This window comes from Streptomyces diversicolor (assembly GCF_057537855.1).
Window position 1 is genome coordinate 119,835 of record NZ_BAAJXA010000009.1, and the last position, 22,342, is coordinate 142,176.

The following is a 22,342-nucleotide window of genomic DNA, read 5'->3' on the forward strand; positions in this document are numbered from 1 at the left end:
TCCGCAGGGTGCCGGTGCCGAGCGGCCCGGCGCGCGAAGGGCCCGAAGGGATCGGCACGTTGGGCCGCTCGCCTTTGGCCGGAGCGTGACCGGAGGGTGCCGGCCGGGAGGTGTCTTTGGCCGGTCCGCCGACGGATGTCGGTGGCTGCGGATACGCTGATCACCTGATCAGGTCGTGCCGAATCGGCACGACGAGCTGATCAACAGGTATGCGGAGCACGGAAGTCGGGAAGGCCGCAGAAGCGACACCGGCGGCGATCGGGGGCGGGCATGTCGATTGGAACCGAGTGGGACGGACCACAGGTACCCATCGCGGGCGACGGAAGCCAGGCGGCGACCTACGCGCTGGCCTCGGCCGCCTACCGGGACAGCGCGATGGAGGCCATCAAGAAGGCCGACAACGAGTGGCACCAGTCCACCGTCAAGGCCGGCCGGATCGCCCTGTTCAAGCCGAATCTGGGCGAGGCGTTCTCACGGGCCGTGGTCGACCGCATGCTCGGCTCCGGGCGCAAACCACTGATCCAGTCCTTCGGTTCCGAACCGCAGGTCGTCGTGGAGCACTGCCTGGCGGCCAACAACATCCGCCGCACCCGTGACAAGCAGCTCAGCACCGTGATGGTGCTGTGCGGCCTGCTCGTCCTGCCCGGGCTCCTGGTCTGGCTGCTGGTCTTCCAGCTGCGTACGTTCATGGCCAAGCGGGACGCCAAGCGCGCCGGGGCGCTCGCCACCGCCCTGCTCGTCGCGGTGGGCGCGGTCGTCCTGATCTTCCTGATCCGCATGCCGTTCACCGGGTTCTGGGGCTGGTACGCGCGCGCGGCGGCCGTGCTGCCGGTGCTCGGCTGGTTCTGGGCCCGGCGGATCTGCGAGCGCGCGGCGAAGGACCTGCGGGCGCGCTGGGACGGCCTGCTCTCCGGCACCAGCGTCGGCGCCAAGGTCCCGGAGGCCGTGCCGAGCAGCCCGGGCGAGACGGCCGCGGAACAGCTGCGCCAGTCTCTGGCCCGGCTCAGCGCCGAGCAGCAGTCCAACTCGGTCTTCTACGCCGGGCCCAAGGGCATACTCGGCATGGGCACGCGCTGGGGCAGCTGGCAGCTCGCCGAGGATCTGCTGCCCGCCGACCCCACCCGGGAGATCCACCCGTTCCGCAGCTGGGACGTCATCCGCGCGATCCACGACCAGCTGGGGATGCTGGAGCGCGGCCCGCTGAACACGGGCGGCTTCCCGAAGCCGTCCATCCGCCACTGGATCGTCACGCCGATCGGCGAGAACGCGAAGGCGGTGTCCCGTCCGGAGGGCGCGGACGTCGAGGCGTTCCAGGTCAAGCCGCATGCGATACAGGAGATCTGCAACAAGCAGCAGTTCGGCGGCGGCGACCGGTACTACCTGGGCGTGCAGTGGACGCTGTGGGACGGGCAGTTGATCATCACGATGCTGATCACGGTCACCGTGCTGCACCAGACGCTGCGCATCGAGGTGACGGGGCATGCGCTGGGGCCGGTGCACTCGCTGTTCACCTCCAAGCCGGAGGCACCGAAGAAGGAGGTCACCAAATCCTTCAAGCCGTGGGAGACCCGGTCGATCAATCTGCCGCTGGTCGGCACCGACGAGGTGGTGCGGCTCGCGGCGAGGGCGCCGCTGACCTGGTACCCGCCGCTGCTGAACTGGCTCGGCGGCTCGCTGGGCCTGCCCGAGCCGTTCGGTCTGCGGCACGCGTGGGCGGACAAGCCGTGGCGGCACCGGTTCATGGCCGACGACGCGCTGCGCGCGGCGGCGCCGGTGCTGCGGGTGGTGCACTCCGCGGCGATCCGGGTCCTTGAGGAACACGGCGTGGACACGGACAAGTTCGGTGCCCGTTCGGCGTTCCTCAGCACGAATGTGCAGGACCCGTCACCGCGGAAGGCCGATCTGTACGACGCGTAGCGCCCTGTGGCCGACGCCTCAGGGCGTCGGCCAGGCCCGCGCCAGCATGGTGCGCGTGTCGGCCAGCAGCTGCGGCAGCACTCTGGTGTGGCCGACCACCGGCATGAAGTTGGTGTCGCCGCCCCAGCGGGGCACGATGTGCTGGTGGAGGTGGGCGGCGATGCCGGCGCCCGCGACGGTGCCCTGGTTCATGCCGATGTTGAAGCCCTGGGCGCCCGACGCGGTGCGCAGCGCCGTCATCGCCTGCTTGGTCAGCTCGGCCAGCTCCGTGGTCTCCGGCCCGGTCAGATCGGTGTAGTCGGCGACGTGCCGGTAGGGCACGGTCATCAGATGGCCGCCGTTGTACGGGTACAGGTTGAGCACCGCGTACACATGCTCGCCGCGGCGGACGATCAGCCCGTCCTCGTCGGACTTGGCCGGGATCGCGCAGAAGGGGCAGCCGTCGTCGGCCCCCGGACCGGTCGGCTTGTTCTCGCCCTGGATGTAGGCCATCCGGTGGGGCGTCCACAGGCGCTGGAACGCGTCCTGCGTCCCCACTCCGATCTGCTGCTCCGGCTCACTCGTCATGCTACGCAGCATATGGCGTCGCCCGTTCGCGGCGTGTCGTCGGGGTTGCGGCACCCGGCTCCCGGGCGAAGCTGGGCCGGTGTACGACGACAGCCCCGCAGATCGCTGGGAGCGCCGCGCGGAGGCCCCGCTCGCCGTGGCGTCGCTGGTCTTCCTCGGCGCGTACGCGGCCCTGGTGCTGGGTTCCGGCGTCGGCAGTGGGTGGCGCCTTCTGTGCCGGGCGGCGCTCTTCGCGGCCTGGGCGCTGTTCGCCGTGGACTACGCGGTGCGCTGGCGGCTGAGCGGGCAGCGGCTGCGCTTCGTGCGGGCGCGCTGGCTGGACACGCTGGTGCTGCTGTTGCCGCTGCTGCGCCCGCTGCGCGTGGTCCGGCTCTACGAGGCGGTGCAGCGCCGGCACGGCCGGCCCCGGCTGGCGCTGCACGCGCGCGTGATCGTGTACGCGGGCCTGTCCGCCGTGCTGCTCGGCTTCTCCGGCGCGCTCGCCGTCTACCAGCAGGAGCGCGGGGCGCCCGATACGTCGATGCAGACGTTCGGGGACGCCCTGTGGTGGACCTGCGCGACGCTGAGCACCGTGGGCTACGGGGACGTCGTCCCGGTGACCCGGCTCGGGCGGACGATCGCGGTGGGCATGATGGCCGGCGGTCTCGCCCTGCTCGGCGCGGTCACCGGGTCGTTCTCGTCCTGGATGCTCCAGGTCTTCGCGCGCGAGGACGGAGACGAGACCGCAGGCGGGGACAGAGACGACGAGCGGCCCCCGAGGCGCTGAGCCCGACGCTGTGGGTCAATGGCGTCCGCTGAGCCTGTCCGGGGGCCGCCGTGCGGGTCCGCTCAGACCTGTGCCCGCTCCTCCACGACCTTCACGATCTTGGCGATGGCCTCGTCGACCGGGATGCCGTTCTCCTGCGAGCCGTCGCGGTAGCGGAAGGACACCGAGCCGTTCGACATGTCCTCGTCGCCCGCGATGACCATGAACGGAACCTTCTGCTTCTGCGCCGTCCGGATCTTCTTCTGCATCCGGTCCGAGGACGAGTCCACCTCCACGCGCAGGCCCTTCTTGCGGGCCTTGGCGGCGAACTTCTCCAGGTACTCGACGTGCGCGTCGCCGATCGGGATGCCCACCGCCTGCACCGGCGCCAGCCAGGCCGGGAAGGCGCCCGCGTAGTGTTCGAGGAGCACCGCGAAGAAGCGCTCGATGGAGCCGAACAGGGCGCGGTGGATCATGACCGGGCGCTGCTTGGAGCCGTCGGGGCCGGTGTACTCCAGGTCGAAGCGCTCCGGCAGGTTGAAGTCGAGCTGGATCGTCGACATCTGCCAGGTGCGGCCGATGGCGTCGCGTGCCTGCACGGAGATCTTCGGGCCGTAGAAGGCGGCGCCGCCCGGGTCCGGCACCAGCGGCAGGCCCTGCTTCTCGGCGACCTCGCGCAGCGTCTCGGTGGCCTCCTCCCAGGCGTCGTCGGAGCCGACGAACTTCTCCGGGTCCTTGGTGGACAGCTCCAGGTAGAAGTCGCTCAGGCCGTAGTCGCGCAGCAGGCCGAGGACGAAGGTGAGCGTCTTGTCCAGTTCCTCGGACATCTGCTCGCGGGTGCAGTAGATGTGCGCGTCGTCCTGGGTGAAGCCGCGGGCCCGGGTCAGGCCGTGCACGACGCCCGACTTCTCGTAGCGGTACACGGTCCCGAACTCGAAGAGCCGCAGCGGCAGTTCGCGGTAGGAACGGCCGCGCGCGTCGAAGATCAGGTTGTGCATCGGGCAGTTCATGGGCTTGAGGTAGTAGTCCACGCCCTCGTCGAGCTGCATGGGCGGGTACATGCCCTCGGCGTACCAGTCGAGGTGGCCCGAGGTCTCGAAGAGCTTCCCCTTGGTCGCGTGCGGGGTGTAGACGAACTCGTAGCCCTCCTCCTCGTGGCGGCGCCGCGAGTAGTCCTCCATCACGCGGCGGACGATGCCGCCCTTGGGGTGGAAGACGGCGAGGCCGGAGCCGATCTGCTCCGGGATGGAGAACAGGTCGAGTTCGCTGCCCAGCTTGCGGTGGTCGCGCTTCTCGGCCTCGGCGAGGAAGTCGAGGTACGCCTTCAGTTCGTCCTTGGACGGCCAGGCGGTGCCGTAGATGCGCTGGAGCATGGGGTTCTTCTCGCTGCCGCGCCAGTAGGCGGCCGCGTTGCGCATCAGCTTGAACGCCGGGATGGCGCGGGTGGAGGGCAGGTGGGGGCCGCGGCAGAGGTCCTTCCAGCACAGCTCGCCGGTCTTGGCGTCCAGGTTGTCGTAGATCGTCAGCTCGCCGGCGCCGACCTCGACGTCCGCGCCGTCGTCGGCGGACGCGGCTCCCTTGAGGCCGATCAGCTCCAGCTTGTACGGTTCGTCGGCCAGTTCCTCGCGGGCGGCCTCGTCGGTCACGACCCGGCGGGAGAACCGCTGCCCCCGCTTCTGGATCTCCTGCATCTTCTTCTCGACGGCCTTCAGATCCTCCGGCGTGAACGGCTTCTCGACGTCGAAGTCGTAGTAGAAGCCGTCCTTGACGGGCGGGCCGATGCCCAGCTTGGCCTCCGGGAACAGCTCCTGCACGGCCTGAGCCATGACGTGCGCGGTGGAGTGGCGCAGGATGTTCAGACCGTCCTCTGAGGAGATCTCGACGCCCTCGACGGTCTCGCCGTCCTTGACCTCGTAGGCGAGGTCCTTCAGCTCTCCGGCCACCCGGGCGGCGATGATCGAGCGCTCGCCGGCGAAGATCTCGGCGGCCGTAGTGCCCGTCGTCACCGTGCGCTCTTCCCGCTCGGAATCGCGTTGGATGATCACACGGACGTCTGACACCGGTCTCTCCTGACTGCTGGTGGATGCGGGCGCCGTACCAGGAGCGCGCGCAATAGGGGATCGTACCGACCCGGGCCCGCCGACGGCGAAACGGTGGCCCTGTGTGAGGGGCCGCCCCCGGTCAGTCGCAGTCGTCGCCGCTGCACGCCTCCTCGAAGAAGTCGAGATCTTCCTGCAGGGACTTCATGAGACGGTCCCGCTCGGCCTCGTCCACCTGCACCGGTACCACTCCGAGGGCGCCGGACAGCCGGCGGAACCCGCCCCGGCTCTCCAGCCGGCCCTGCACCCGCACCGGCAGCCCGACGAGGTGCGCGTGCCCGGCGATGCGGTAGTCCTCCTCGTCCAGGGTGACCCGGACGTGCGGCACCTCGGCGCCGGACATCACCCGCAGTCGTACGGTGCCCGCGCCGCGCGGGCCGGAGCGCCGCAGGCGGACCACGGTGCCGGTGACCCGGACCGGGACGGCGGGCTCGTCGCGCACATAGCGTTTGCCGGCCTCGCGCAGCACGGGCAGGTCGCCGGGCGAGAACTCGACGGGCTCGGCGGCGCTCGCGCAGTCCTCGGGGACCTGGGCGGCGGGCGCCCAGGCGACGGCGATCCGGGCGCCCTCGGTGCCGCGCACGAGGGCCACCAGCGCCTCGGTCAGCTCGCGGCTGACGCCGGCCTCGACGGCCGCGTCGAAGGCGTCCATGCCGCCGGTGGCCCGCTGGTAGTCGATCGCCTCGCGGGCCGCGTACAGGGCCTGGTGCAGGCGCACGCACAGGGGTCGTCCGGTGTCCACCGGGACGAAGGCGGCGAGGTGGCCGCCGGCCGCCGGTCCGACCAGGACGTCCGCCAGCGCCGCGGCGGCCGACCGGCGGTGCCGGGCGCCGTAGTAGCCCGCGCGCCCGCGGCCGGCGAGCGCGCCCGCGAGCAGCATCTGCCGGGCGGCGGTGCGCAGTTGTTCCTCGGCGTTCCAGGGCGTGGCGCCCGCGGGGCCGCTCGGCACGTCCCGCCACCAGTGGATCTCGTCGCTGGGCACGGCGAGCCCGAGCAGCACCTCGTGCGCGGCGGGCGTACCGCTGCGGGAGAGCGCGACCAGGGCCTCGCCGAGCAGGTCCTCGCTGTCGGGGAAGTCCCGGCTCTCGGGCACCAGCAGGCTGGTCCCGCCGCCGCCCGGTCCCGGTGGGGTCCAGCGGCCGTACCGTCCGGGGGCCCCGCCGCGGCGCTGCCAGCCGTGCCGGTGCAGCAGGGCGCCGAGCACCGCGGGGTCGACGGTGGCGGGGTCGGGCCCGGCGGGCTCGGGCGGGTGGTGGCCGTGGGGGTCGACCGGGTGCGGCCTGACCTCCCGCAGCGGCTCGTCGGCCGGACGGTGCCTCATGGTCTGCCTCCCGTCCCGACCCGCGTCATGATCTCGCACAGCGCCCGGTCGTCGAAGATGCGCGCGGTGGGGATGCGCACGGTGGTCCGGTGCCGGCCGGTGACCGGGTGGCCCGCCAGGTTGACCCAGTAGCAGCAGTGCCGCAGGTCGAGCCGGTCGTGGCTGGCGCGCAACCAGTCCTCCTGGGAGCGCGGGACGAGCATCACGACCAGGATCTTGTGCACCGAGACGGGGGTGCGGGCGAGCTTGCGCAGGTGGTCGTTGTCGAGGGTGAAGGAGAAGAAACGGCCCGGAGGGTTGGGCGCGATCTGATAGGTGCACTTGAGCTGCACCTTGATCGTCACCTCGTCGTCGACGGTGTGTCCGGGCGCGCTGTGGCTGACGTGCCAGTCGATGCCGTTGTCCGGGAACGGCTGGGACAGCGAGCAGCCCGCGGCGGCGGCGACCGCGTGCAGATAGCCGACCTGCAGTGTCTCCATGCAGGCGGTGGTGGCGAGTGTGCCGCGATGGGGGCCCGTGCGTTCGGGCAGCAGCCCGCCCCGCTCGGGCTGCGCTATCGCCATGACCAACAGCCTTCCAAGCCAAGTGTTTTCCCGCAACGAGCCGCTGAACTGCAAAGACCCGTACTCCTGTTGTGTCCTTGCGGCGTACGGCGCAAACGGCCCGGGTATCACCAAACTGGCAGAAGACGGGTCGTCATCTGCCGTGGGTGAACGAGGAGTTGTGTGGGCATGACGTGCTGGTACGAGGGACCCCTGGCCGCCTTCGACACGGAGACCACGGGCGTGGATGTCGAGACCGACCGGATCGTGTCGGCCTCCGTCGTCGTCCAGGACGCGCCGGGCACCCGGCCCCGGGTGACCCGCTGGCTGGTGAACCCGGGCGTGCCGGTGCCGCGGGCGGCGACGGCGGTGCACGGGCTGACGGAGGAACACCTGCAGCGCAACGGCCGCTGGCCGGCGCCGGTGATGTTCGAGATAGCCGAGGAGCTGGCGGGGCACGCGGCGCTGGGCCGGCCGCTGGTGGTGATGAACGCGCCGTTCGATCTGACATTGCTGGACCGGGAGTTGCGCCGCCATCGGGCGTCGTCGCTGGACCGCTGGTTCGAGTCGGCGCCGCTGCTGGTGCTGGACCCGCGGGTGCTGGACAAGCATCTGGACCGCTATCGCAAGGGCCGCCGGACGCTGACCGATCTGTGTGCGCACTACGGTGTGGCGCTGGAGGGCGCGCACGAGGCCGCCGCGGACGCGCTGGCCGCGCTGGGCGTCGTACGGGCGCTCGGGCGGCGCTTCGCCGCCCGGCTGGAACGCCTGTCCCCGGCCGAGCTGCACACGCTGCAGACGACCTGGCACGCGGCGCAGGCCCGAGGTCTTCAGGCATGGTTCGCGCGCAGCGGCTCCGACGAGGCGGTGAGCACGGACTGGCCGCTGCGTCCGGAACTGCCGAGGGCCGCCTGAAGCACGACGACGGCGACGGTGCCCGCATCGGATGCGGGCACCGTCGCCGTCGGGCTGTGGGCGATACTGGGTTCGAACCAGTGACCTCTTCGGTGTGAACGAAGCGCTCTCCCACTGAGCTAATCGCCCGGGAACGCACTGAACAATACAGGTCCCGGCGGGATTCGTTCAAACCGCTCCCAGGTGCCCGAGCAGGCCGCGCCGGCCGGCCCGCATCATCAGCCGGTGGTTGGCGCGGAAGAAGGGCCGGCCGGGCACGGCCAGTCGCCGCAGCAGCGGCTTGGTGACGACGACGGCCTGGTCGTAGCGGACGAGGGTGCCGGTGCCGCGGGCGGTGACGGTCCAGCGGGCCCAGCCCTCGATGTCCCCGCTCAGGGCGCCCTCCAGGACGCCGGCGGCGGGATCCCGCCGCGTAGCGCGCACGGTGAACGTCATCTCGAAGGGCAGGACGGAGCGGACGGTGACGACTCCGGTGCTGTCGTCGAGCCGGCTCACCGTGCGCACCTGGGGCCACCAGCGCGGATACTCCTCGGCCCGCTCCAGCGCCGCGAAGACGGCGGCGGGCGGCGCGGGCAGGGGCCACCGGCTGCGGAAACGGTAGTGGGTCCAGTCCATGGGCGGAGTCTGCCCGCGGGGGTCATCTGAGTACGCGTACTCATGCCGTACGGGGTGCGGTGGGCCACACTCCTCGGTACGAGCGCCGCCGCCCGTGCGACGGCGCTCCCCCTCGTCCGCAAAACGCTCTGCCGGACATGCCGCGCTGTGCCGTCGGTCGTCCGCGGCACCGTCGTGGCTGGTCGCTCCCCCACGTTCTCGGCTTCGCTCGAACAGGGGCCCCCATCGCGGCTAAGCCGCATGTCGACACAGCCCCGCGCCCCTTTGGAGCGCCGTCGAACCGCAGCGGACTTTGCTGGACCCGCTCAGGCGGGCATCCGGTCGCCCAGCAGCGCCAGGTTCTCGATGGCGGCGAGGCCGTACAGGGCGGTGTCGTTGGTGGACACCCAGCTCGCCTCGCTGCCCGGGACCAGGGTGGCCGGTCCGGTCAGCCGCTCCGTCTTCCACGGCGCCGACTCGGTGTAGCCGTCGGAGGCGTAGAACTTGCTCCAGGCGCGCCGGGCGAGAGCGGCGTCGCCGGTCTGCACGGCGGCGTAGGCGTCGAGGCGCGAGTGGCCCTGGAAGAGCAGCAGGCTGCCGAAGTCGCTGCCGTAGCGGGCGGCCTGCTCGGCCTTGGTGGCGTTGAAGTAGCGGCAGTAGTCCAGGTATGCCTCCTTGAACCGCGGCATGTCCACGAGGTGGATCAGCTCGGCGCACAGTTCGCCCAGGCCGAAGACCGCCGAGAGATGCGAGACGGACACCACGGGCGTGCCGGCGACGGCGAACCGGCCGGTGTCGAGGTCGTACAGGCCGCTGCCCTGCACGAATCCATTGGGCTGGGCGGCGATGGTCTCCATCGTGGACAGCACGCGGGCCCTGGCCTTCTCCCACTGGGGGCCTCTGCGCTCCCACTCGGTCAGCCAGGCCGAGACCAGTCCGCTCCAGTCCGTGCCGAACCCGATCGACAGGGCGTGCCGGTCGGGGGTGTAGGGCTCGGTGCGGATCTTGCGGATCGGGTCGAGGACGAGGAACGTCTCGTCGGAGTCGACGTTGGCCCGCATCAGGTCGCCGACCCGTTCGTCGCCGGTGAGGAAGTAGTAGTAGCGCCGGTAGGTGGTGTTGGCGATGCGCTGCTGCTTGGCGCTGTCGGCGTAGTGCTGGACCCCGTGCCGGGTGCCGAGGCCCGCCCATCGGCCCAGGTGGTAGACGTCGACCTCGCCGGTGTGCCGGGTCATCGCCTCGGCGAAGCGGAAGATGTCGGCGCGGCCCGAGCGGAGGTAGGCGAACCAGAGCCAGAGGTCCGGGGACAGTTCGGAGTTGTCCCAGGCGTAGCCGCCGATGTCGTAGCGCCACACGTGCCGGGCGGAGTCGTAGGTGTGCATGATGTCGCCGTAGTCCCAGAAGCCGTACCAACGGCGCATCTCCACCTGGTCCTTGTAGTAGGTGAAGAGGAAGTCGAGATGGTCCTCGATCCTGGCCTTGGCGGGGGTGGAGCGGTCGGGTTCGGCGTAGAGGCCGGGGCCGAAGACCTTGGCCTCGATGAGCTGCCGGGGCGGGGCGGCGAGCTGGGGCAGCACCCGTACGGCCGCCACCTGCCGGGCCAGGGTCTCGCCGGTGGGGGTGGACTCGTTGGCCCAGAAGAGGAGTTCGCTGGTGCGGGCGATGCCGTAGGGGGTGCCGAATCCGGGCTCGTAGTCCTCGTAGGTGATGTTGAGACCTTCGAGCTGTTCGGGGTAGCTGTCCTGGCCCATGCCGTCGTGGTAGAAGCGCAGGTCCATGGGCTGGGCCTCGGGCGACCAGAGCCAGAGGGTGACGGTGGCCTCGTCGCTGTGGGCGTCGCGGATGTCGAGCTGGGCGGGGAACTTCTCCCAGAAGTCCCGCAGGCCGAAGGAGAGTCCGCCGCTCGCCCCGCCCACGTACCCGAAGCCGGAGGCCCGCCTCCCGCCGCCGGCGCCGATCCAGCCGTGGCCCTTCGTGGTGCGCTTGCGGACGGTGAAGCCGTCGGCGGAGAGCTGGGAGAGGGTGTAGTCGCCCCAGTGCGGGACGTACGGGAGGCGGGTGGTGACGCGCTGGTCCCAGGTGGCCGGATCGGGCAGTTTCTCGCCCGCGTACTGGGCCGCCTGTACGGCCGCGCCGGGATCGCGGCGCAGCCCGGTGATGCCCTGGACGGCCTCGCGCAGCAGGCCGGTGCCCTCGCCGCCGATGCGGATGTGCCGGTCGTACGCCGCGTCGCGCATCGGGACGGTGAAGCGGACCCCGAGCCCGCTGACGAAGTCGCCGCTGCCGCGGCCCGGTTCCTGTGTCCCGTCGTAGGTGATGGTGTGCACCATGCGGAAGGAGTCGGCGCCCGCGTAGAAGTAGAGCCGGATCGAGAACGGGAGCCGGCTGCGGTTCCCCTTGCGGTGTCTGCCGTCGATCCGGACGACCGCGCGGACGGGCCCGTCCTGTTCGACGGTGACGGTGTCGATGGCGCCGTCGAAGCGTTCGGTGCGGACCGTGCCCTGCTCCTCGTCCTCGATCTCGGTCCGGCGGAGCAGGACGAGCCGGCCGTTCCCGGCGATCCGAGTGGACCCCCGGGTGACGGACTTGACGAGCGTGGAGCCGTGCTTGCCGATCCTGACGGTGATGACGCCGGTGGAGACATCGATGCCGGCGCCGCGCTCGGCGACGGTGACCCTCCGGGCGGGCGCCGCGGGCGTGCCCGCGGTGAGCGTCAGCCTGCCGGAGCCGGAACCGACCGCGTGCGCGGTCCATTTGAGGGAGCCGTCCGGCCAGTAGGCCAGGGGCCAGGACTGCACGGGCACGGGGGTGCCGTCCGCGTCCGTGAGCGCGAACGTCTGGTCCTCGTGGTACGTGCCCATCGGCCAGGGCACGCCGACGGTGGAGCCGGGGGCGGCGCCGAGGCCGCCGTCCTCCAGCCAGTCCAGGGTCACCGGGTCCGCGCTCTCGGCCGGCGCGCCGGGTGCCGCCTCGGCCGTCCCGGTGCCGAGGGCCCGGCTGAACGGGGCGGCGGCGCCGGCGACGGCGGCCGCCTTGAGGAGGGACCTGCGGGGAATGGGCGACATGGCCTGATCCTTTCCGTGGGAATCCGGTGACTTGCCAGGGGCATGACAGATGGCTGCCGCGCCGCCGGAGGCGCCGGCCGTGGCCGGGTGGGGACCGCGGGTCAGCGGCGGCGGTGGCGCTCCTCCACGGCGACGGCCGCCGCGGCGACCGCCCCGAGCACGGGGACCGCGAGCGGCGCGACGAGCACGGCGCAGCAGCCGACGAGCGCCACTCCGCCGATCAGCAGGAAGGAGCCGGCGAGGTCGAGGACGGTGCGCCGGGCTGCGCCGGTGAGCAGCGTGCGCCAGCTCGCGCCGGGCGCCCAGAGCGCCGCCGCGCGCAGCCCGGCCACGGCGAGGCCGGTCAGCGCGACGAGACCGACGGCGCCGGCGAGCGGCCCGCCGGGCAGCCCGGCCCGCACCGCCTGGACGTCCACCCAGGCCAGCGCCACCGCGACCCACCCGGCGGCCCCGACGGCCCAGCCGCCGCCGAGGGCGGCCCGGAAGTCGGCGGCGAACTCCCGCAGGCCGCCGCGCTCGTGCGCGGTGCGGCGGCGCAGATGCCGGGCGCCCGCCGCGAAGGCGGCCGGGTACGTGACCACGCCGAGGGCGGCCACGGCGATCCACACCCCGGTCAGCAGACACTCGGCGAACAGGCCGAACCGGTCGGCGAACACCGACTCCCCGCGCGGTTTCACAGGCGCTTGCGCCATGGCGATCGCCTCAGCCCTTCAGTCCGGAGGTCGCCATCCCGTCGATCAGATACCGCTGGAAGGCGAGGAAGAACAGCAGCACGGGCAGCAGCGCGACCAGCGACATGGCGATCATGCCGCCGTAGTTGGCGGCGACGCCGTCGGAGTCGCGGAACATCATCAGGCCGAGCGACACGGTGTACTTGCCGGGCTCGTTGAGGTAGACCAGCGGTCCCATGAAGTCGTTCCAGGCGTTGATGAAGGTGAAGATCGCGCTGGTGATGAGCGCCGGGCGGCACAGCGGCAGCACGATCGACCAGTAGATCCGCAGGTGCCCGCAGCCGTCGAGGCGGGCCGCCTCGTCCAGTTCGCGGGGCAGGTTGCGCATGAACTGCACCATCAGGAAGACGAAGAACGCCTCCGTGGCGAGGTACTTGCCGATCAGCAGCGGGGTGTAGGTGTTGACCAGCCCCAGCTTCTGGAACATCACGTACTGCGGGATCAGCAGGACGTGGTAGGGCAGCAGGAGGGTGCCGATCATCAGGGAGAACAGCAGGTTGCGCCCGGCGAACCGGATGCGCGCGAACGCGTACGCGGTCAGCGAGCAGGAGATCAGCACGCCGACGACGGAACCGAGCCCGTAGAAGAGGGAGTTCTGGAAGAACGTCCAGATCGAGATGTCCGCGATGCCGTCCGCGAGGCCCTTGAAGTTGGACAGGATCGGGTCGGCCGGGAACAGCGTGAGGCTGTTGATGATGTCCTTGCTCGGCTTGAACGAGGCGCCGATGACCCAGACGACCGGATAGAGGATGACCGCGAGGATCGCCAGGGCGCCGAGGTGCCAGACGAGGGAGCCGGCGCGCCCGCGGTGCGCCGCCCACGGCTTGGCGGCGGCCGGGGGCCTGCCCTGATCGAGCGGAGCAGGCAGATGGGGGGACGTCATCGGGCCGCCTCCTCGTAGTGCACCCACTTCTTCTGCGACCAGAACAGGACGGCGGTCACCAGGGCCACGGCGAGCAGCAGCATCCAGGCCATCGCCGAGGCGAAGCCCATCTGGGCGTTCTTGAACCCCTGCTGGTACAGGTAGCAGGTGTAGACGAGCGTGGCGTCGGCCGGTCCGCAGTACGTGTTGGAGACGACGTAGGCGGAGCCGAAGATCTGGAACGAATGGATCGTCTCCAGCAGGACGTTGAAGAAGAGGACCGGGGACATCATCGGCAGAGTGATGTTCCAGAACTTCCGGAGCGTCCCCGCGCCGTCCATCTCGGCCGCCTCGTACAGCTCCCTCGGCACCTGTTTGAGGCCCGCCAGGAAGATGACCATGGGCGCCCCGAACTGCCAGACGGTCAGCGCGATCAGGCAGTACAGCACCCAGTCCGCGTTGCCGACCCAGCCGCCGACGGGGAAGCCGAGGAAGGTCTGGGTACGGTCCACGATCGCGCCGTCGGAGAAGAGCGACCGCCACACGAAGCCGACCGAGACGCTCGCGCCGATCAGCGAAGGGGCGTAGAAGGCGGCCCGGTAGACGGCCTGGCCGCGGCGGCTCTGCGCGAGGAGCAGCGCGACGCCGAGCGCGAGCAGCAGCTTCAGCGGGGTGCCGATGACCACGTACTTGGCGGTGACCTCGACCGACTTCTGCCAGCGTGGGTCGTCGAACATCCGGGTGAAGTTGTCGAACCCGATCCACCTGGGGGTGTTGAACAGGTTGTAGTCGGTGAAGGCGAAGTACAGGGAGGCCACCATGGGGCCCGCGGTCAGCAGCAGGAAGCCCGCGATCCACGGCGACATGAAGAGGTAGCCGGCCAGGTTCTCCCGGCGGCGGCCCGGCCGGCCCGCGGCGGTGGGGGCGGCCGAACGTGCCGTGCGGGCGGGCGAGTCCTTGACGAGCGTCACGGGGCCCCCATCAGACCTGGAAGGCGGCCTCGGACTCGGTGAAGAACTGCTTCACCGCGTCCGCGACCTTGGTCTTGCCCTGTCCGAGGTCGCCGCCGATGCGCAGGAAGGCGGCCTCGACGGTGTCGGCTCCGGACGGGTGCGGGGTGATCGTGCCGAGGACGCCGGCCTCGGCGGTGTCCGCCTCGTACCGCGCGATCTCCTTGTTCACCGCGTCGGCGGGCGTGAACGCCTCGTACTGCTCGGTGCTCGCGAGGATGCCCCGGTCGTAGCCCATGATCGTGCCGACCTCGGGGTCGTGGACCATGAAGTCGATGAACTGGGCGACCTCCTTGGGGTGCGAGGTGCGGGCCGAGGCGCTGAGCATCAGGGAGGCGAGGTACTGGCCGGTGTGCTTGCCGTCCGTGGTGGGGATCGGGGCGAGGCCGTAGGTGCTGTCGCCCTCCGCGGAGTAGCGGACGGTGAAGTTGTCCCAGGTGAACTCCGAGGCGCCGTGCCCGGCGGAGAGGGGGGACTTGGGCATGTCCTGCTGGACGACCTTGGGGTCGGTGACGATGCCGGCCTTGACCCGGTTGTAGCCGTCCGTCCACCACTCCGTCAGATCGGCCTGGTCGAAGCCGAGTCCGTCCTTGGTGAAGAACGCCTTGCCGTGCTGCCGCAGGTAGAGGTCGTACAGGTACATGATGGTGAAGTAGCCGGTGTCACCGGGGATCTTCGTCTTGTCGTGGATGGTCTTCAGAGCCTTGAAGTACTCGTCCCAGGTCCAGCCCGCCCGCGGTTCCACCCCGGCCTTCTCGAAGACCTTCTTGTCGACGACGAGGGACATGGTGTTGGAGCCGACGGGCACACCGAGCTGCTTTCCGTCCACCTCGCCCACCTTGATGACGCCGGCGCGGAAGTGATCGAGGCTCAGATTCCCTGCCTGAGCCTGCGACTTGAGGTCGAGAAGAACGCCTCTCTTGTCGTACTTGCGAAGGAACGCCACGGCATTCTGGAAAACGTCCGGTGGATTTCCGCCGGCGGCCTGCGTCTGGAACTTCTCCCAGAACGATTGATACGTCTGGAAGTCCGTCTTCACCTTGATCTTCGGGTACTTCTTCTCGAAGAGCGCAATGGTCTGGTTGATCCTCTTGGCCCGTTCCTCGGCGCCCCACCACGAATAACGGATCGTCACCGTGCCGTCTCCGGAGCCGCTGCCGCCCCCGCACCCGGTCGCCGTGGCCAGCCCCAGCGTGGCGGCCGTGGCTCCGGCCGCCTTCAGGACCGTACGCCGCTCCACATGCCTGTCGGTTCCCACCGTCGGACCCCTCCCCGCGACGCCGTCGTCGCCGGTCTGTGAAACGTTTCAAGTAAGCGCTTGCTGGCACAAGGTACGGAGGGGTCAGGGGTGCGTCAATGATTCGGACAGGAATATCTCAGGCCGCCGCCCGGCCCTTCGGCGGGCCGTTCGCGGGCCGGTGCCGCGCCACCCGGGCGAGGGTGCAGGTCGGGCATGTGCGGCCGACGGGCCGAACACCGCGGCGATCCGCGGCCGGGGCGGGTGGGTGCGCCCCGCGGGCCGCGCCGGACAGCTGAGGGGTGCGGGAGATGAGGGTGGGCGCAGACGACGGCGGCCCGTCCGCACTGTCGCAGACGGGCCGCCGACCCGGGTGGGCGATACTGGGTTCGAACCAGTGACCTCTTCGGTGTGAACGAAGCGCTCTCCCACTGAGCTAATCGCCCGGGCGCAGGTAGAAGGTTACCCCATGTCAGGGAATGCCTCCGACCATGGCGCAGCGGCGCCGGGAGCCGGGGCCATGCCGGGCGCCGGGGCGACGGCGGGAGCCGGGGCGGTGCCAGGAACTGGGGCGGTGCCGGGAGCCGGGGTGGCGCCGGGCGCCGGGGTCGCGCCGGGAGCCGGGGTCGCGCCGGGAGCGTGGGCCGGGCCGGGAGCCGGGGCCGGGCCGGGAGCCGGGGCGGTGCCGGGAGCCGGGGCGGTGCCGGGAGCCGGGGCGGTGCCGGGAACTGGGGCAACACCGGGAGCGTGGACCGTGCAGGGAGTCGGGGCGACGCCGGGAACTGGGGCGATGCCGGGCGCCGGGGTCGCGCCGGGCGCGTGGGCCGTGCCGGAAGCAGGGGCCATGCTGGGAGCCGGGGTGGCGCCTGGGCGGCGGATCACTGGTCCTTGATCTTCCAGGGCATCACGATGCCGAACTTCCAGAGGTAGATCGCGAGCAGCACCGCCACGATCACCAGGCCGATCACCGTCAATGTGATGTTGCGGCGGCGCACCTTGGGATCGAGCGCCCGCTGGGCCGCCTCGGTCACTTTCCGTTTGGTCCAGCGGAGCACGAGCTGGGCCCAGACGAACTCGGTCGCCCAGATCGCCATGCCGCCGAAGATCACCACCCAGCCGGGTCCGGGCAGCGGCAGCATGATGATGCCGGCCACCACGACCGCGAGGCCCACGACGAAGACGCCGGCCTGCCAGCTCACGTGCAGCACGCGACGCGCCTTGATGAACTCCGGCGCCCGCGACCCGAGGCCCCGCTCCTGCGGCACGCCCGCCCCTTCGGACTCCCCCTCGGGCGGGCCGGAGACCGTGGCGGCCTCGCCCGACGTGTCACTCCCCGTATTCATACGACCAAACCCTACCCGAGTGAAACCAGTCACCGGAATGGCGGTGACCCTCACTCGGCTTCTCGGCCGGAAGAGGTACCTAAAGACACGCAAAACACTCAGAGGGGTTTACAACGGCACCGTAGGTGGCATGTCGATTTCGCCGACGTGCGAATCCCCGAGCGCACACTGAGCGAAAGGCCCTGGCGCTTATGAACACCACGGTCAGCTGCGAGCTGCACCTGCGCCTCGTTGTGTCGAGCGAGTCCTCCCTGCCTGTCCCCGCAGGCCTGCGGTACGACACGGCCGACCCCTACGCCGTGCACGCCACCTTCCACACCGGAGCCGAGGAGACCGTCGAGTGGGTGTTCGCCCGCGACCTCCTCGCCGAGGGTCTGCACCGGCCCACCGGCACCGGCGACGTCCGCGTCTGGCCCTCACGCAGTCACGGCCAGGGCGTCGTGTGCATCGCCCTCAGCTCCCCGGAGGGGGAGGCGCTGCTGGAGGCCCCGGCGCGGGCCCTGGAATCCTTCCTGAAGCGAACCGACGCCGCCGTGCCGCCCGGCACGGAACACCGGCACTTCGATCTGGATCAGGAGCTCTCGCACATCCTGGCGGAGAGCTAGGCCGCCCTCGAAGCAGCCCGGCGCCGTCCACTCGGGGAGACGGCTCGGGCCAAGACAACCGCATACGGCGTGGTCGAAGCCGCCGCCGCGAGCCTCGCGGCGGCGGCTTCGGCATGCCCGAGCCGGTCCTGCGGCTCCCTCGGGGCTCGGGCCGCCGGGAACCGCGATGCGCGGGGAGCCGTTCTTCCGGCTACCGGCCAACTACCATCGGCCAGCATCGGCGGGCACCCGCCCGACCCTCACGCCAGGGAGCGAAACGTGCTGATCACCCACGACACCCGGTGCGCGCTCGACACGGTGGTGGATCTGGTGAACACCGTGCCGGAGGACGACGCGACGCCGGACGGGCTGCCGGACGTCGCCACGCTCCAGGATTTCGTACGAAAACACGAAATCAGTGATGTGGGGGTGCTCTCCGAGTTCGATCTGTCGGCGGTGCGCAAGGTCCGCGGGCGGTTCGCGGGGATCTTCGCCGCCCCGGACGCCAGGGCCGCCGCGGGGATGATCAACGAGCTGGTCGCGGCGGCGGGGACGACCCCGCGGCTCACGGACCACGACGGCTACGACTGGCATGTGCACTACTTCGCGCCGGGCGCGTCCGTGGCGGACCATCTCGCCGCCGACTGCGGGATGGCGCTCGCGTTCTTCGTGGTCGCCGGGGAGCAGGAGCGGCTGCGGCGCTGCGAGGCGCCGGACTGCCGGCGGGCCTTCGTCGACCTGTCCCGCAACCGCTCGCGCCGCTACTGCGACAGTCGGACCTGCGGAAACCGGCTGCATGTGGCCGCGTACCGGGCCCGCCGCAAGGAAGCGACAGGCTGACCACGCCCGGCGGCTCCCCCACAGTTCCGGCCGCCCGGCCGCGCTCCGGATTCCCCGCCCCGGCCGCGCTCCGGGTCCCCGGCGCCGGCCGCCCGGGGCGTTCCGGGGGCCGGTCCGGCTGGTCCATGCGGGTGAGTTTTCAAGAGTGATCGCCGCGGGCGTGCGTGGCCGGCGGATCCCGCGCCCCGCCGGGTCGGCCGCGTTCCGGGGGCCGGTCACCGCGGTTGGTGCGGGTGAGTTTTCGAGGGTGGGCGGTCACCGTGGGTGTCCGGGGCCGGGCCCCGGGGTCTACTCGCCGGAGTCGCCGCGGGTTCCGGGGCCGGGGTGACGTTCCGGTGCGGTTCCGGTGGTGGGGTGCTGGCCGGTGCGCTTCCCGTGCTGGGCGCTCGGCGGTGCGGTTTCCGGTGGTAAGGGCTGGGCGGTGCGCTTCTCACGCCGGGGCGCTCGCCGGTGCGGTTTGCGGTGCTGGGCGCTCGGCGGTGCGGTTTGCGGTGGTGAGGGCTGGCGTGCCGGTTCCAGGCTGGGGCCCTGGCCGGTGTGCTTCCCGTGGTGGGGTGGGGGCGACGCCCGTCCCGGCGGGTGGCGCCGGGACCGGCGTGTACGACTCACAGCAACAGCAGATCGTGCAGCGCAGCCATGAGGAGCAGACACCCGATCACCGCCAGGAAGATCATCAGCGGTGGCTGGGAAAGGGCGAAAAGGCACCCGCGCGGCTCGTCCTTCGGCGGCGCGGCCTCGCTCTGTGTCGTGTCCAGCATCTCGGGGGTGATCATGGCCCAGGTGACGGACCGTGCGCGATCAACACGCCCGGATCATGCGGGAGTTCGCCGAATTCCGTGAGGTCCGTTTCGGATCCGCTCGGCTCATGATCACTCGGGGCGCGGTCCCGACGGACTGTGTCGTTTCAGCGCCGGGACCGATGCCGGCTGCCGGGGCTCATATGCCGTGCTTCTTCAGGATGGCCTCTATGTCGCTGAAGTCGTCCGAGGAGTCGGCGGCGCGAGGCGTCGCGGGCCGGGCCGCGGGCCGGGAGGCCGGGCCGAGTGAGGGCGCCGAGGCGGCGGGAGCCACCGCGCCGGGCCGCGCACCACGGGCGGCCTTGCGCTGCGCGCGGGTACCGCCGCGGCGGCGCTCGACCGCGCGCGTGGTCGCGAACAGGGCCCAGGCCGCGCCCAGCACACCGAAGCCCGCCCACGCGGTGGGGCTGAACGCCGTGTCGGCCAGCCAGCCGACGACCCCCGTCATCACCAGGCCCACGGGGACGAGCGAGTAGGCCGCGATACGGGCGGCGGCGAGGAAGCGCTTGCGGTACGCGGTGACCACCGCGATGCCCAGGCCGGCCGCGGACACGGCGGAACAGACGGTCTCGGCAATCATCCGGTCCTCCTGGCGGGCTCGGGCGGGCAGAGCGAAGCACGGGTGCGCTTCGTCCCTTCCATCCTGCACCGTCCCCTCCCCGCGATGCCATGGCCGGGCCCGAGATCAGGGACATCTCCGGGTCGTCTCCTTCGCAGGTGCCGGTGGGCCGCGTACGGCGCCGATTCGGTCATGCGGGCCGCGCCTGGAAGACTGGCGTCCATGAGCGAGTCCTCTCCCGCGCCCAGCGGCGCCCCCGTGCCCGTGCTCGACGTCTGGTGCGAGCTCCAGTGCCCGGACTGCCGCACCGCCCTGGACGACATCCGCGCGCTGCGCGCCCGCTACGGCGAGCGGCTGGAGCTGCGGCTGCGGCACTTCCCGCTGGACAAGCACCGGCACGCCTTCGCCGCCGCGCAGGCCGCCGAGGAGGCGTTCGCCCAGGGGCGGGGCTGGGCGTATGTCGAGGCGGTCCTCGGCCGCGTCGCGGAACTGGACCGCGAGGGAGAGCCGCTTCTGGTCCGTGTCGCCGGTGAACTCGGCCTGGACGCCGAGGAGTTCGACACGGCGCTGATCGACGGGCGGCACATCCTCGTCGTCGACGCCGACCAGGCCGAGGGCAAGGCGATCGGCGTGACCGGCACCCCGACGTACGTCATCGGCGGCGAGCGACTGGACGGCGGCAAGAGCCAGCAGGGCCTGCGCGAGCGGATCGAGGAGATAGCCGACCGGCTGCTGTCCGCGCACACCTGACGGCGCCGCACGCCGCGGTGACGGACCCGGCACCCCGGTGGCCGCCGATCACCGAGCGCGCCTCAGAGCAGGTTCTTGTATAGCGAGTACTCCACCGTCTCGTACCCCAGCGACTCGTACAGCCGCTCGGCCGGTGTGTTGCCCGCGAACACGTTGAGGGCGAGGACGCGCTGTCCTGCGGCCACCGCCTGGGCCTCGGCCAGCAGCATCAGGGCGCGGCCGTGGCCTCGGCCGCGGAAGCGTTCGTCGGCCTCCACGTCGAAGACGAACGCCCGGTCGCCTGCGACCGACAGCCACAGCGTGCCGACCGGGGTGCCCTCGTGCTCCAAGACGCTGAGCAGGGTGTCCGCGGTGGCCAGGCCGTCCGGCAGGGCCCGCGCGTGGTCCCGCTCCGCCTTGGTGCGCGCCGCGTCCGCGGGCACCCCGCGGTCGATCCAGCTCCGCGTGTAGTCCTTGATCGCCTTCTTCAGCCAGGGCCCGAACTCGGCCTCGGTCATGGGCCTGCCCCGGCTGCCCGCCGGCAACTCGGGCGGCGCGTCGCCGAGCGGCTTGCTCATCCGGCGGTTGCGCTGGACGTAGCCGAGCGCCGTGGCCAGCCGCACCGCGGCCACGGCCGCCGCGGGCACCGTGATCTCGACGCGCTCGCAGCCCCAGCCGCGCGCCACCTCCTCGGCGGCGAGCACGGCCACCGTGCCGCGGCCACGGCCGCGGTCCGGCTCGTCGATGCTCAGCTCGTCGAGCCGGGCCACCGTGGGCCCGAACAGCTCGTGCGTGGCGAGGTGCACGCCGCCGACGGGACGGCCGTTCACGCACACCTGGAAGTGCCGGGACAGCGCCCCGTCAGCGGCGTGCTGGAGCGGCCCGGTCGGCCGCAGGGTCGTGGTCATCACCGGATTTCTACCCCCTGCGGCGCCACGCGTCAGCTCTTTTACGCGCCGCCGAGCGCTCCGCGGGAAATGCCGCGCTATGCCGTCGGTCGTCTACCGCGCCGTTGTGGCTGGTCGCGCAGTTCCCCGCGCCCCTTCGGGGCCCTCGAATCCGCTCAGGGGTCGAGGTCGTCCGCGGACCGCTCCGCGAAGGCCCGCATGGCCTTGGCGGTCACCGGGCCCGGCGCGCCGGGCAGGTCACGGCCGTCCACCCGGTGCACCGCCTGGACATCGCGCAGGGTGGAGGTGAGGAAGATCTCCTCGGCGCGCTCCAGCACGTCCAGTGGCAGGTCGGTCTCCTTCGCGCCGGTCCACTCGACGGTCAGCGCGCGGGTGATGCCGGCCAGGCAGCCGGAGGCCGGCGGCGGGGTGTGCAGCTCGCCGTCCACGACGACGAAGACGTTGGAGCCCGTCCCCTCGCAGAGCTGTCCGACCGTGTTGGCGAACAGCGCCTCGGACGCGCCGTGCCGGGCGGCGCGGGCGAGGGCGACGACGTTCTCCCCGTACGAGGTGGTCTTCAGGCCGGTGAGGGCGCCGCGCTCGTTGCGGGTCCAGGGGACGGTGACGACGGCGGTGGAGTCGGGGCGGCGCGCGGTCGCGCCGAGGGCGACCACCAGCGTCGGGCCCTGTCCCCCGCGGTCGGAGCCGAGTGGGCCCTCGCCCGCGGTGTAGGTGATGCGCAGCCGGCCCAGCGGCACCGGGTCGGCCTCCAGGACGGCCGCGCAGGCGCGGCGGACCTCGTCCAGGTCGGGGTCGGGCAGGCCGAGGCCGCGCGCGGAGCGGGTCAGCCGGTCCAGGTGCCGGGTGAGCGCGAACGGCCTGCCCTGCACCGCCTTCACCGTCTCGAAGACGCCGTCGCCCACGGTCAGTCCGTGGTCCAGCACGGAGACCCGGGCGGACTCGATGTCCCGCAGGCCGCCGTCGAGCCAGATCTTCAC

At 71.6% G+C, this 22,342-nt stretch carries 21 protein-coding genes and 2 tRNA genes; 6 read left to right on the forward strand and 17 right to left on the reverse strand.

Annotation, left to right across the window (positions count from 1 at the left end; all coding sequences use genetic code 11):
* Positions 1-270: 270 nt before the first annotated feature.
* A complete protein-coding gene (locus AC27LF_RS12975) occupies positions 271-1,917 on the forward strand; it encodes a hypothetical protein (RefSeq protein ID WP_479656469.1) in 1,647 nt (548 codons plus the stop codon).
* A gap of 18 nt (positions 1,918-1,935) precedes the next feature.
* Here AC27LF_RS12975 and AC27LF_RS12980 read toward each other — a convergent pair whose 3' ends face one another.
* Entirely contained in the window at positions 1,936-2,496 is a 561-nt protein-coding gene (locus AC27LF_RS12980; protein WP_479656470.1) for an HIT family protein, read from the reverse strand.
* A 67-nt stretch (positions 2,497-2,563) separates the two neighbouring features.
* On the opposite strand from AC27LF_RS12980, the gene AC27LF_RS12985 reads away from it, so the two are divergent.
* Positions 2,564-3,250, forward strand: a complete 687-nt coding sequence (locus AC27LF_RS12985; RefSeq protein WP_479656471.1) for a potassium channel family protein — start codon at positions 2,564-2,566, stop codon at positions 3,248-3,250.
* A 62-nt stretch (positions 3,251-3,312) separates the two neighbouring features.
* On the opposite strand, the gene thrS is transcribed toward AC27LF_RS12985, so the two are convergent.
* The 3 genes from thrS to AC27LF_RS13000 form a co-directional block, all read right to left on the reverse strand.
* Positions 3,313-5,289, reverse strand: coding sequence for a threonine--tRNA ligase (thrS, locus tag AC27LF_RS12990; RefSeq protein ID WP_479656472.1), 1,977 nt, complete (start codon positions 5,287-5,289; stop codon positions 3,313-3,315).
* A gap of 121 nt (positions 5,290-5,410) precedes the next feature.
* Positions 5,411-6,649, reverse strand: a complete 1,239-nt coding sequence (locus AC27LF_RS12995; protein WP_479656473.1) for a hypothetical protein — start codon at positions 6,647-6,649, stop codon at positions 5,411-5,413.
* Positions 6,646-7,212 (reverse strand): DUF4365 domain-containing protein, encoded by a 567-nt coding sequence (locus tag AC27LF_RS13000; protein ID WP_479656474.1) that lies wholly within the window; start codon positions 7,210-7,212, stop codon positions 6,646-6,648. Before AC27LF_RS13000 ends, AC27LF_RS12995 begins: the two co-directional genes overlap by 4 nt.
* Before the next feature lie 168 nt (positions 7,213-7,380).
* Here AC27LF_RS13000 and AC27LF_RS13005 point away from each other — a divergent pair, with 168 nt between their 5' ends.
* On the forward strand, positions 7,381-8,106 hold the full coding sequence (locus tag AC27LF_RS13005) for a 3'-5' exonuclease (RefSeq protein ID WP_479656475.1): 726 nt from the start codon (positions 7,381-7,383) through the stop codon (positions 8,104-8,106).
* A gap of 57 nt (positions 8,107-8,163) precedes the next feature.
* Here AC27LF_RS13005 and AC27LF_RS13010 read toward each other — a convergent pair.
* The 9 genes from AC27LF_RS13010 to AC27LF_RS13050 all read right to left on the reverse strand — a co-directional run bounded on the left by AC27LF_RS13010 (position 8,164) and on the right by AC27LF_RS13050 (position 16,948).
* Positions 8,164-8,235 (reverse strand) — tRNA-Val (locus AC27LF_RS13010).
* A 39-nt stretch (positions 8,236-8,274) separates the two neighbouring features.
* Entirely contained in the window at positions 8,275-8,721 is a 447-nt protein-coding gene (locus AC27LF_RS13015; protein ID WP_479656476.1) for an SRPBCC family protein, read from the reverse strand.
* A 305-nt stretch (positions 8,722-9,026) separates the two neighbouring features.
* Positions 9,027-11,765: an exo-rhamnogalacturonan lyase family protein gene (locus tag AC27LF_RS13020; protein WP_479656477.1), complete on the reverse strand. Its 2,739-nt coding sequence runs from the start codon at positions 11,763-11,765 to the stop codon at positions 9,027-9,029.
* Positions 11,766-11,866: 101 nt separating this feature from the next.
* Positions 11,867-12,457, reverse strand: a complete 591-nt coding sequence (locus AC27LF_RS13025; protein WP_479656478.1) for a hypothetical protein — start codon at positions 12,455-12,457, stop codon at positions 11,867-11,869.
* Positions 12,458-12,467: 10 nt separating this feature from the next.
* A complete protein-coding gene (locus AC27LF_RS13030) occupies positions 12,468-13,379 on the reverse strand; it encodes a carbohydrate ABC transporter permease (protein ID WP_479656479.1) in 912 nt (303 codons plus the stop codon).
* Positions 13,376-14,329, reverse strand: a complete 954-nt coding sequence (locus tag AC27LF_RS13035) for a carbohydrate ABC transporter permease (RefSeq protein WP_479656480.1) — start codon at positions 14,327-14,329, stop codon at positions 13,376-13,378. The genes AC27LF_RS13030 and AC27LF_RS13035 overlap by 4 nt, the downstream gene beginning before the upstream one ends.
* A 10-nt stretch (positions 14,330-14,339) precedes the next feature.
* Positions 14,340-15,626, reverse strand: a complete 1,287-nt coding sequence (locus AC27LF_RS13040) for an ABC transporter substrate-binding protein (RefSeq protein WP_479656481.1) — start codon at positions 15,624-15,626, stop codon at positions 14,340-14,342.
* Between the two features lie 353 nt (positions 15,627-15,979).
* Positions 15,980-16,051, reverse strand: a tRNA-Val gene (locus tag AC27LF_RS13045).
* A gap of 432 nt (positions 16,052-16,483) precedes the next feature.
* On the reverse strand, positions 16,484-16,948 hold the full coding sequence (locus AC27LF_RS13050) for a TIGR02611 family protein (RefSeq protein ID WP_479656482.1): 465 nt from the start codon (positions 16,946-16,948) through the stop codon (positions 16,484-16,486).
* A gap of 191 nt (positions 16,949-17,139) precedes the next feature.
* Between AC27LF_RS13050 and AC27LF_RS13055 the strand changes: the two genes are divergently transcribed.
* Both AC27LF_RS13055 and AC27LF_RS13060 read left to right on the forward strand, forming a co-directional pair.
* Positions 17,140-17,553 (forward strand): SsgA family sporulation/cell division regulator, encoded by a 414-nt coding sequence (locus AC27LF_RS13055; protein WP_004002642.1) that lies wholly within the window; start codon positions 17,140-17,142, stop codon positions 17,551-17,553.
* A gap of 258 nt (positions 17,554-17,811) precedes the next feature.
* Complete coding sequence (locus tag AC27LF_RS13060; protein ID WP_479656483.1) at positions 17,812-18,372, forward strand: CGNR zinc finger domain-containing protein; 561 nt, start codon at positions 17,812-17,814, stop codon at positions 18,370-18,372.
* A gap of 605 nt (positions 18,373-18,977) precedes the next feature.
* On the opposite strand, the gene AC27LF_RS13065 is transcribed toward AC27LF_RS13060, so the two are convergent.
* Together AC27LF_RS13065 and AC27LF_RS13070 are read right to left on the reverse strand one after the other, a co-directional pair.
* Positions 18,978-19,145: a hypothetical protein gene (locus tag AC27LF_RS13065; protein ID WP_479656602.1), complete on the reverse strand. Its 168-nt coding sequence runs from the start codon at positions 19,143-19,145 to the stop codon at positions 18,978-18,980.
* 163 nt (positions 19,146-19,308) lie between these two features.
* The gene (locus tag AC27LF_RS13070) at positions 19,309-19,749 is read right to left on the reverse strand and encodes a hypothetical protein (RefSeq protein WP_479656484.1); all 441 of its coding nucleotides are present in this window, start codon (positions 19,747-19,749) and stop codon (positions 19,309-19,311) included.
* A 201-nt stretch (positions 19,750-19,950) separates the two neighbouring features.
* On the opposite strand from AC27LF_RS13070, the gene AC27LF_RS13075 reads away from it, so the two are divergent.
* On the forward strand, positions 19,951-20,478 hold the full coding sequence (locus AC27LF_RS13075) for a DsbA family protein (protein ID WP_479656485.1): 528 nt from the start codon (positions 19,951-19,953) through the stop codon (positions 20,476-20,478).
* 62 nt (positions 20,479-20,540) lie between these two features.
* Here the strand turns inward: AC27LF_RS13075 and AC27LF_RS13080 are convergent, their stop codons facing one another.
* On the reverse strand, positions 20,541-21,365 hold the full coding sequence (locus tag AC27LF_RS13080) for a GNAT family N-acetyltransferase (protein WP_479656486.1): 825 nt from the start codon (positions 21,363-21,365) through the stop codon (positions 20,541-20,543).
* A 155-nt stretch (positions 21,366-21,520) separates the two neighbouring features.
* Positions 21,521-22,342: an aminotransferase class IV gene (locus AC27LF_RS13085; RefSeq protein ID WP_479656487.1), complete on the reverse strand. Its 822-nt coding sequence runs from the start codon at positions 22,340-22,342 to the stop codon at positions 21,521-21,523.

Excerpts from the sequence above, each read along its gene's own strand:
- AC27LF_RS12975 (WP_479656469.1), top strand. The coding sequence starts at position 271 with ATGTCGATTGGAACCGAGTGGGACGGACCACAGGTACCCATCGCGGGC.
- AC27LF_RS12980 (WP_479656470.1), bottom strand. The coding sequence starts at position 2,496 with ATGCTGCGTAGCATGACGAGTGAGCCGGAGCAGCAGATCGGAGTGGGG.
- AC27LF_RS12995 (WP_479656473.1), bottom strand. The coding sequence starts at position 6,649 with ATGAGGCACCGTCCGGCCGACGAGCCGCTGCGGGAGGTCAGGCCGCAC.
- AC27LF_RS13000 (WP_479656474.1), bottom strand. The coding sequence starts at position 7,212 with ATGGCGATAGCGCAGCCCGAGCGGGGCGGGCTGCTGCCCGAACGCACG.
- AC27LF_RS13005 (WP_479656475.1), top strand. The coding sequence starts at position 7,381 with ATGACGTGCTGGTACGAGGGACCCCTGGCCGCCTTCGACACGGAGACC.
- AC27LF_RS13015 (WP_479656476.1), bottom strand. The coding sequence starts at position 8,721 with ATGGACTGGACCCACTACCGTTTCCGCAGCCGGTGGCCCCTGCCCGCG.
- AC27LF_RS13020 (WP_479656477.1), bottom strand. The coding sequence starts at position 11,765 with ATGTCGCCCATTCCCCGCAGGTCCCTCCTCAAGGCGGCCGCCGTCGCC.
- AC27LF_RS13025 (WP_479656478.1), bottom strand. The coding sequence starts at position 12,457 with ATGGCGCAAGCGCCTGTGAAACCGCGCGGGGAGTCGGTGTTCGCCGAC.
- AC27LF_RS13030 (WP_479656479.1), bottom strand. The coding sequence starts at position 13,379 with ATGACGTCCCCCCATCTGCCTGCTCCGCTCGATCAGGGCAGGCCCCCG.
- AC27LF_RS13050 (WP_479656482.1), bottom strand. The coding sequence starts at position 16,948 with ATGAATACGGGGAGTGACACGTCGGGCGAGGCCGCCACGGTCTCCGGC.
- AC27LF_RS13055 (WP_004002642.1), top strand. The coding sequence starts at position 17,140 with ATGAACACCACGGTCAGCTGCGAGCTGCACCTGCGCCTCGTTGTGTCG.
- AC27LF_RS13065 (WP_479656602.1), bottom strand. The coding sequence starts at position 19,145 with ATGATCACCCCCGAGATGCTGGACACGACACAGAGCGAGGCCGCGCCG.
- AC27LF_RS13070 (WP_479656484.1), bottom strand. The coding sequence starts at position 19,749 with ATGATTGCCGAGACCGTCTGTTCCGCCGTGTCCGCGGCCGGCCTGGGC.
- AC27LF_RS13075 (WP_479656485.1), top strand. The coding sequence starts at position 19,951 with ATGAGCGAGTCCTCTCCCGCGCCCAGCGGCGCCCCCGTGCCCGTGCTC.
- AC27LF_RS13080 (WP_479656486.1), bottom strand. The coding sequence starts at position 21,365 with ATGACCACGACCCTGCGGCCGACCGGGCCGCTCCAGCACGCCGCTGAC.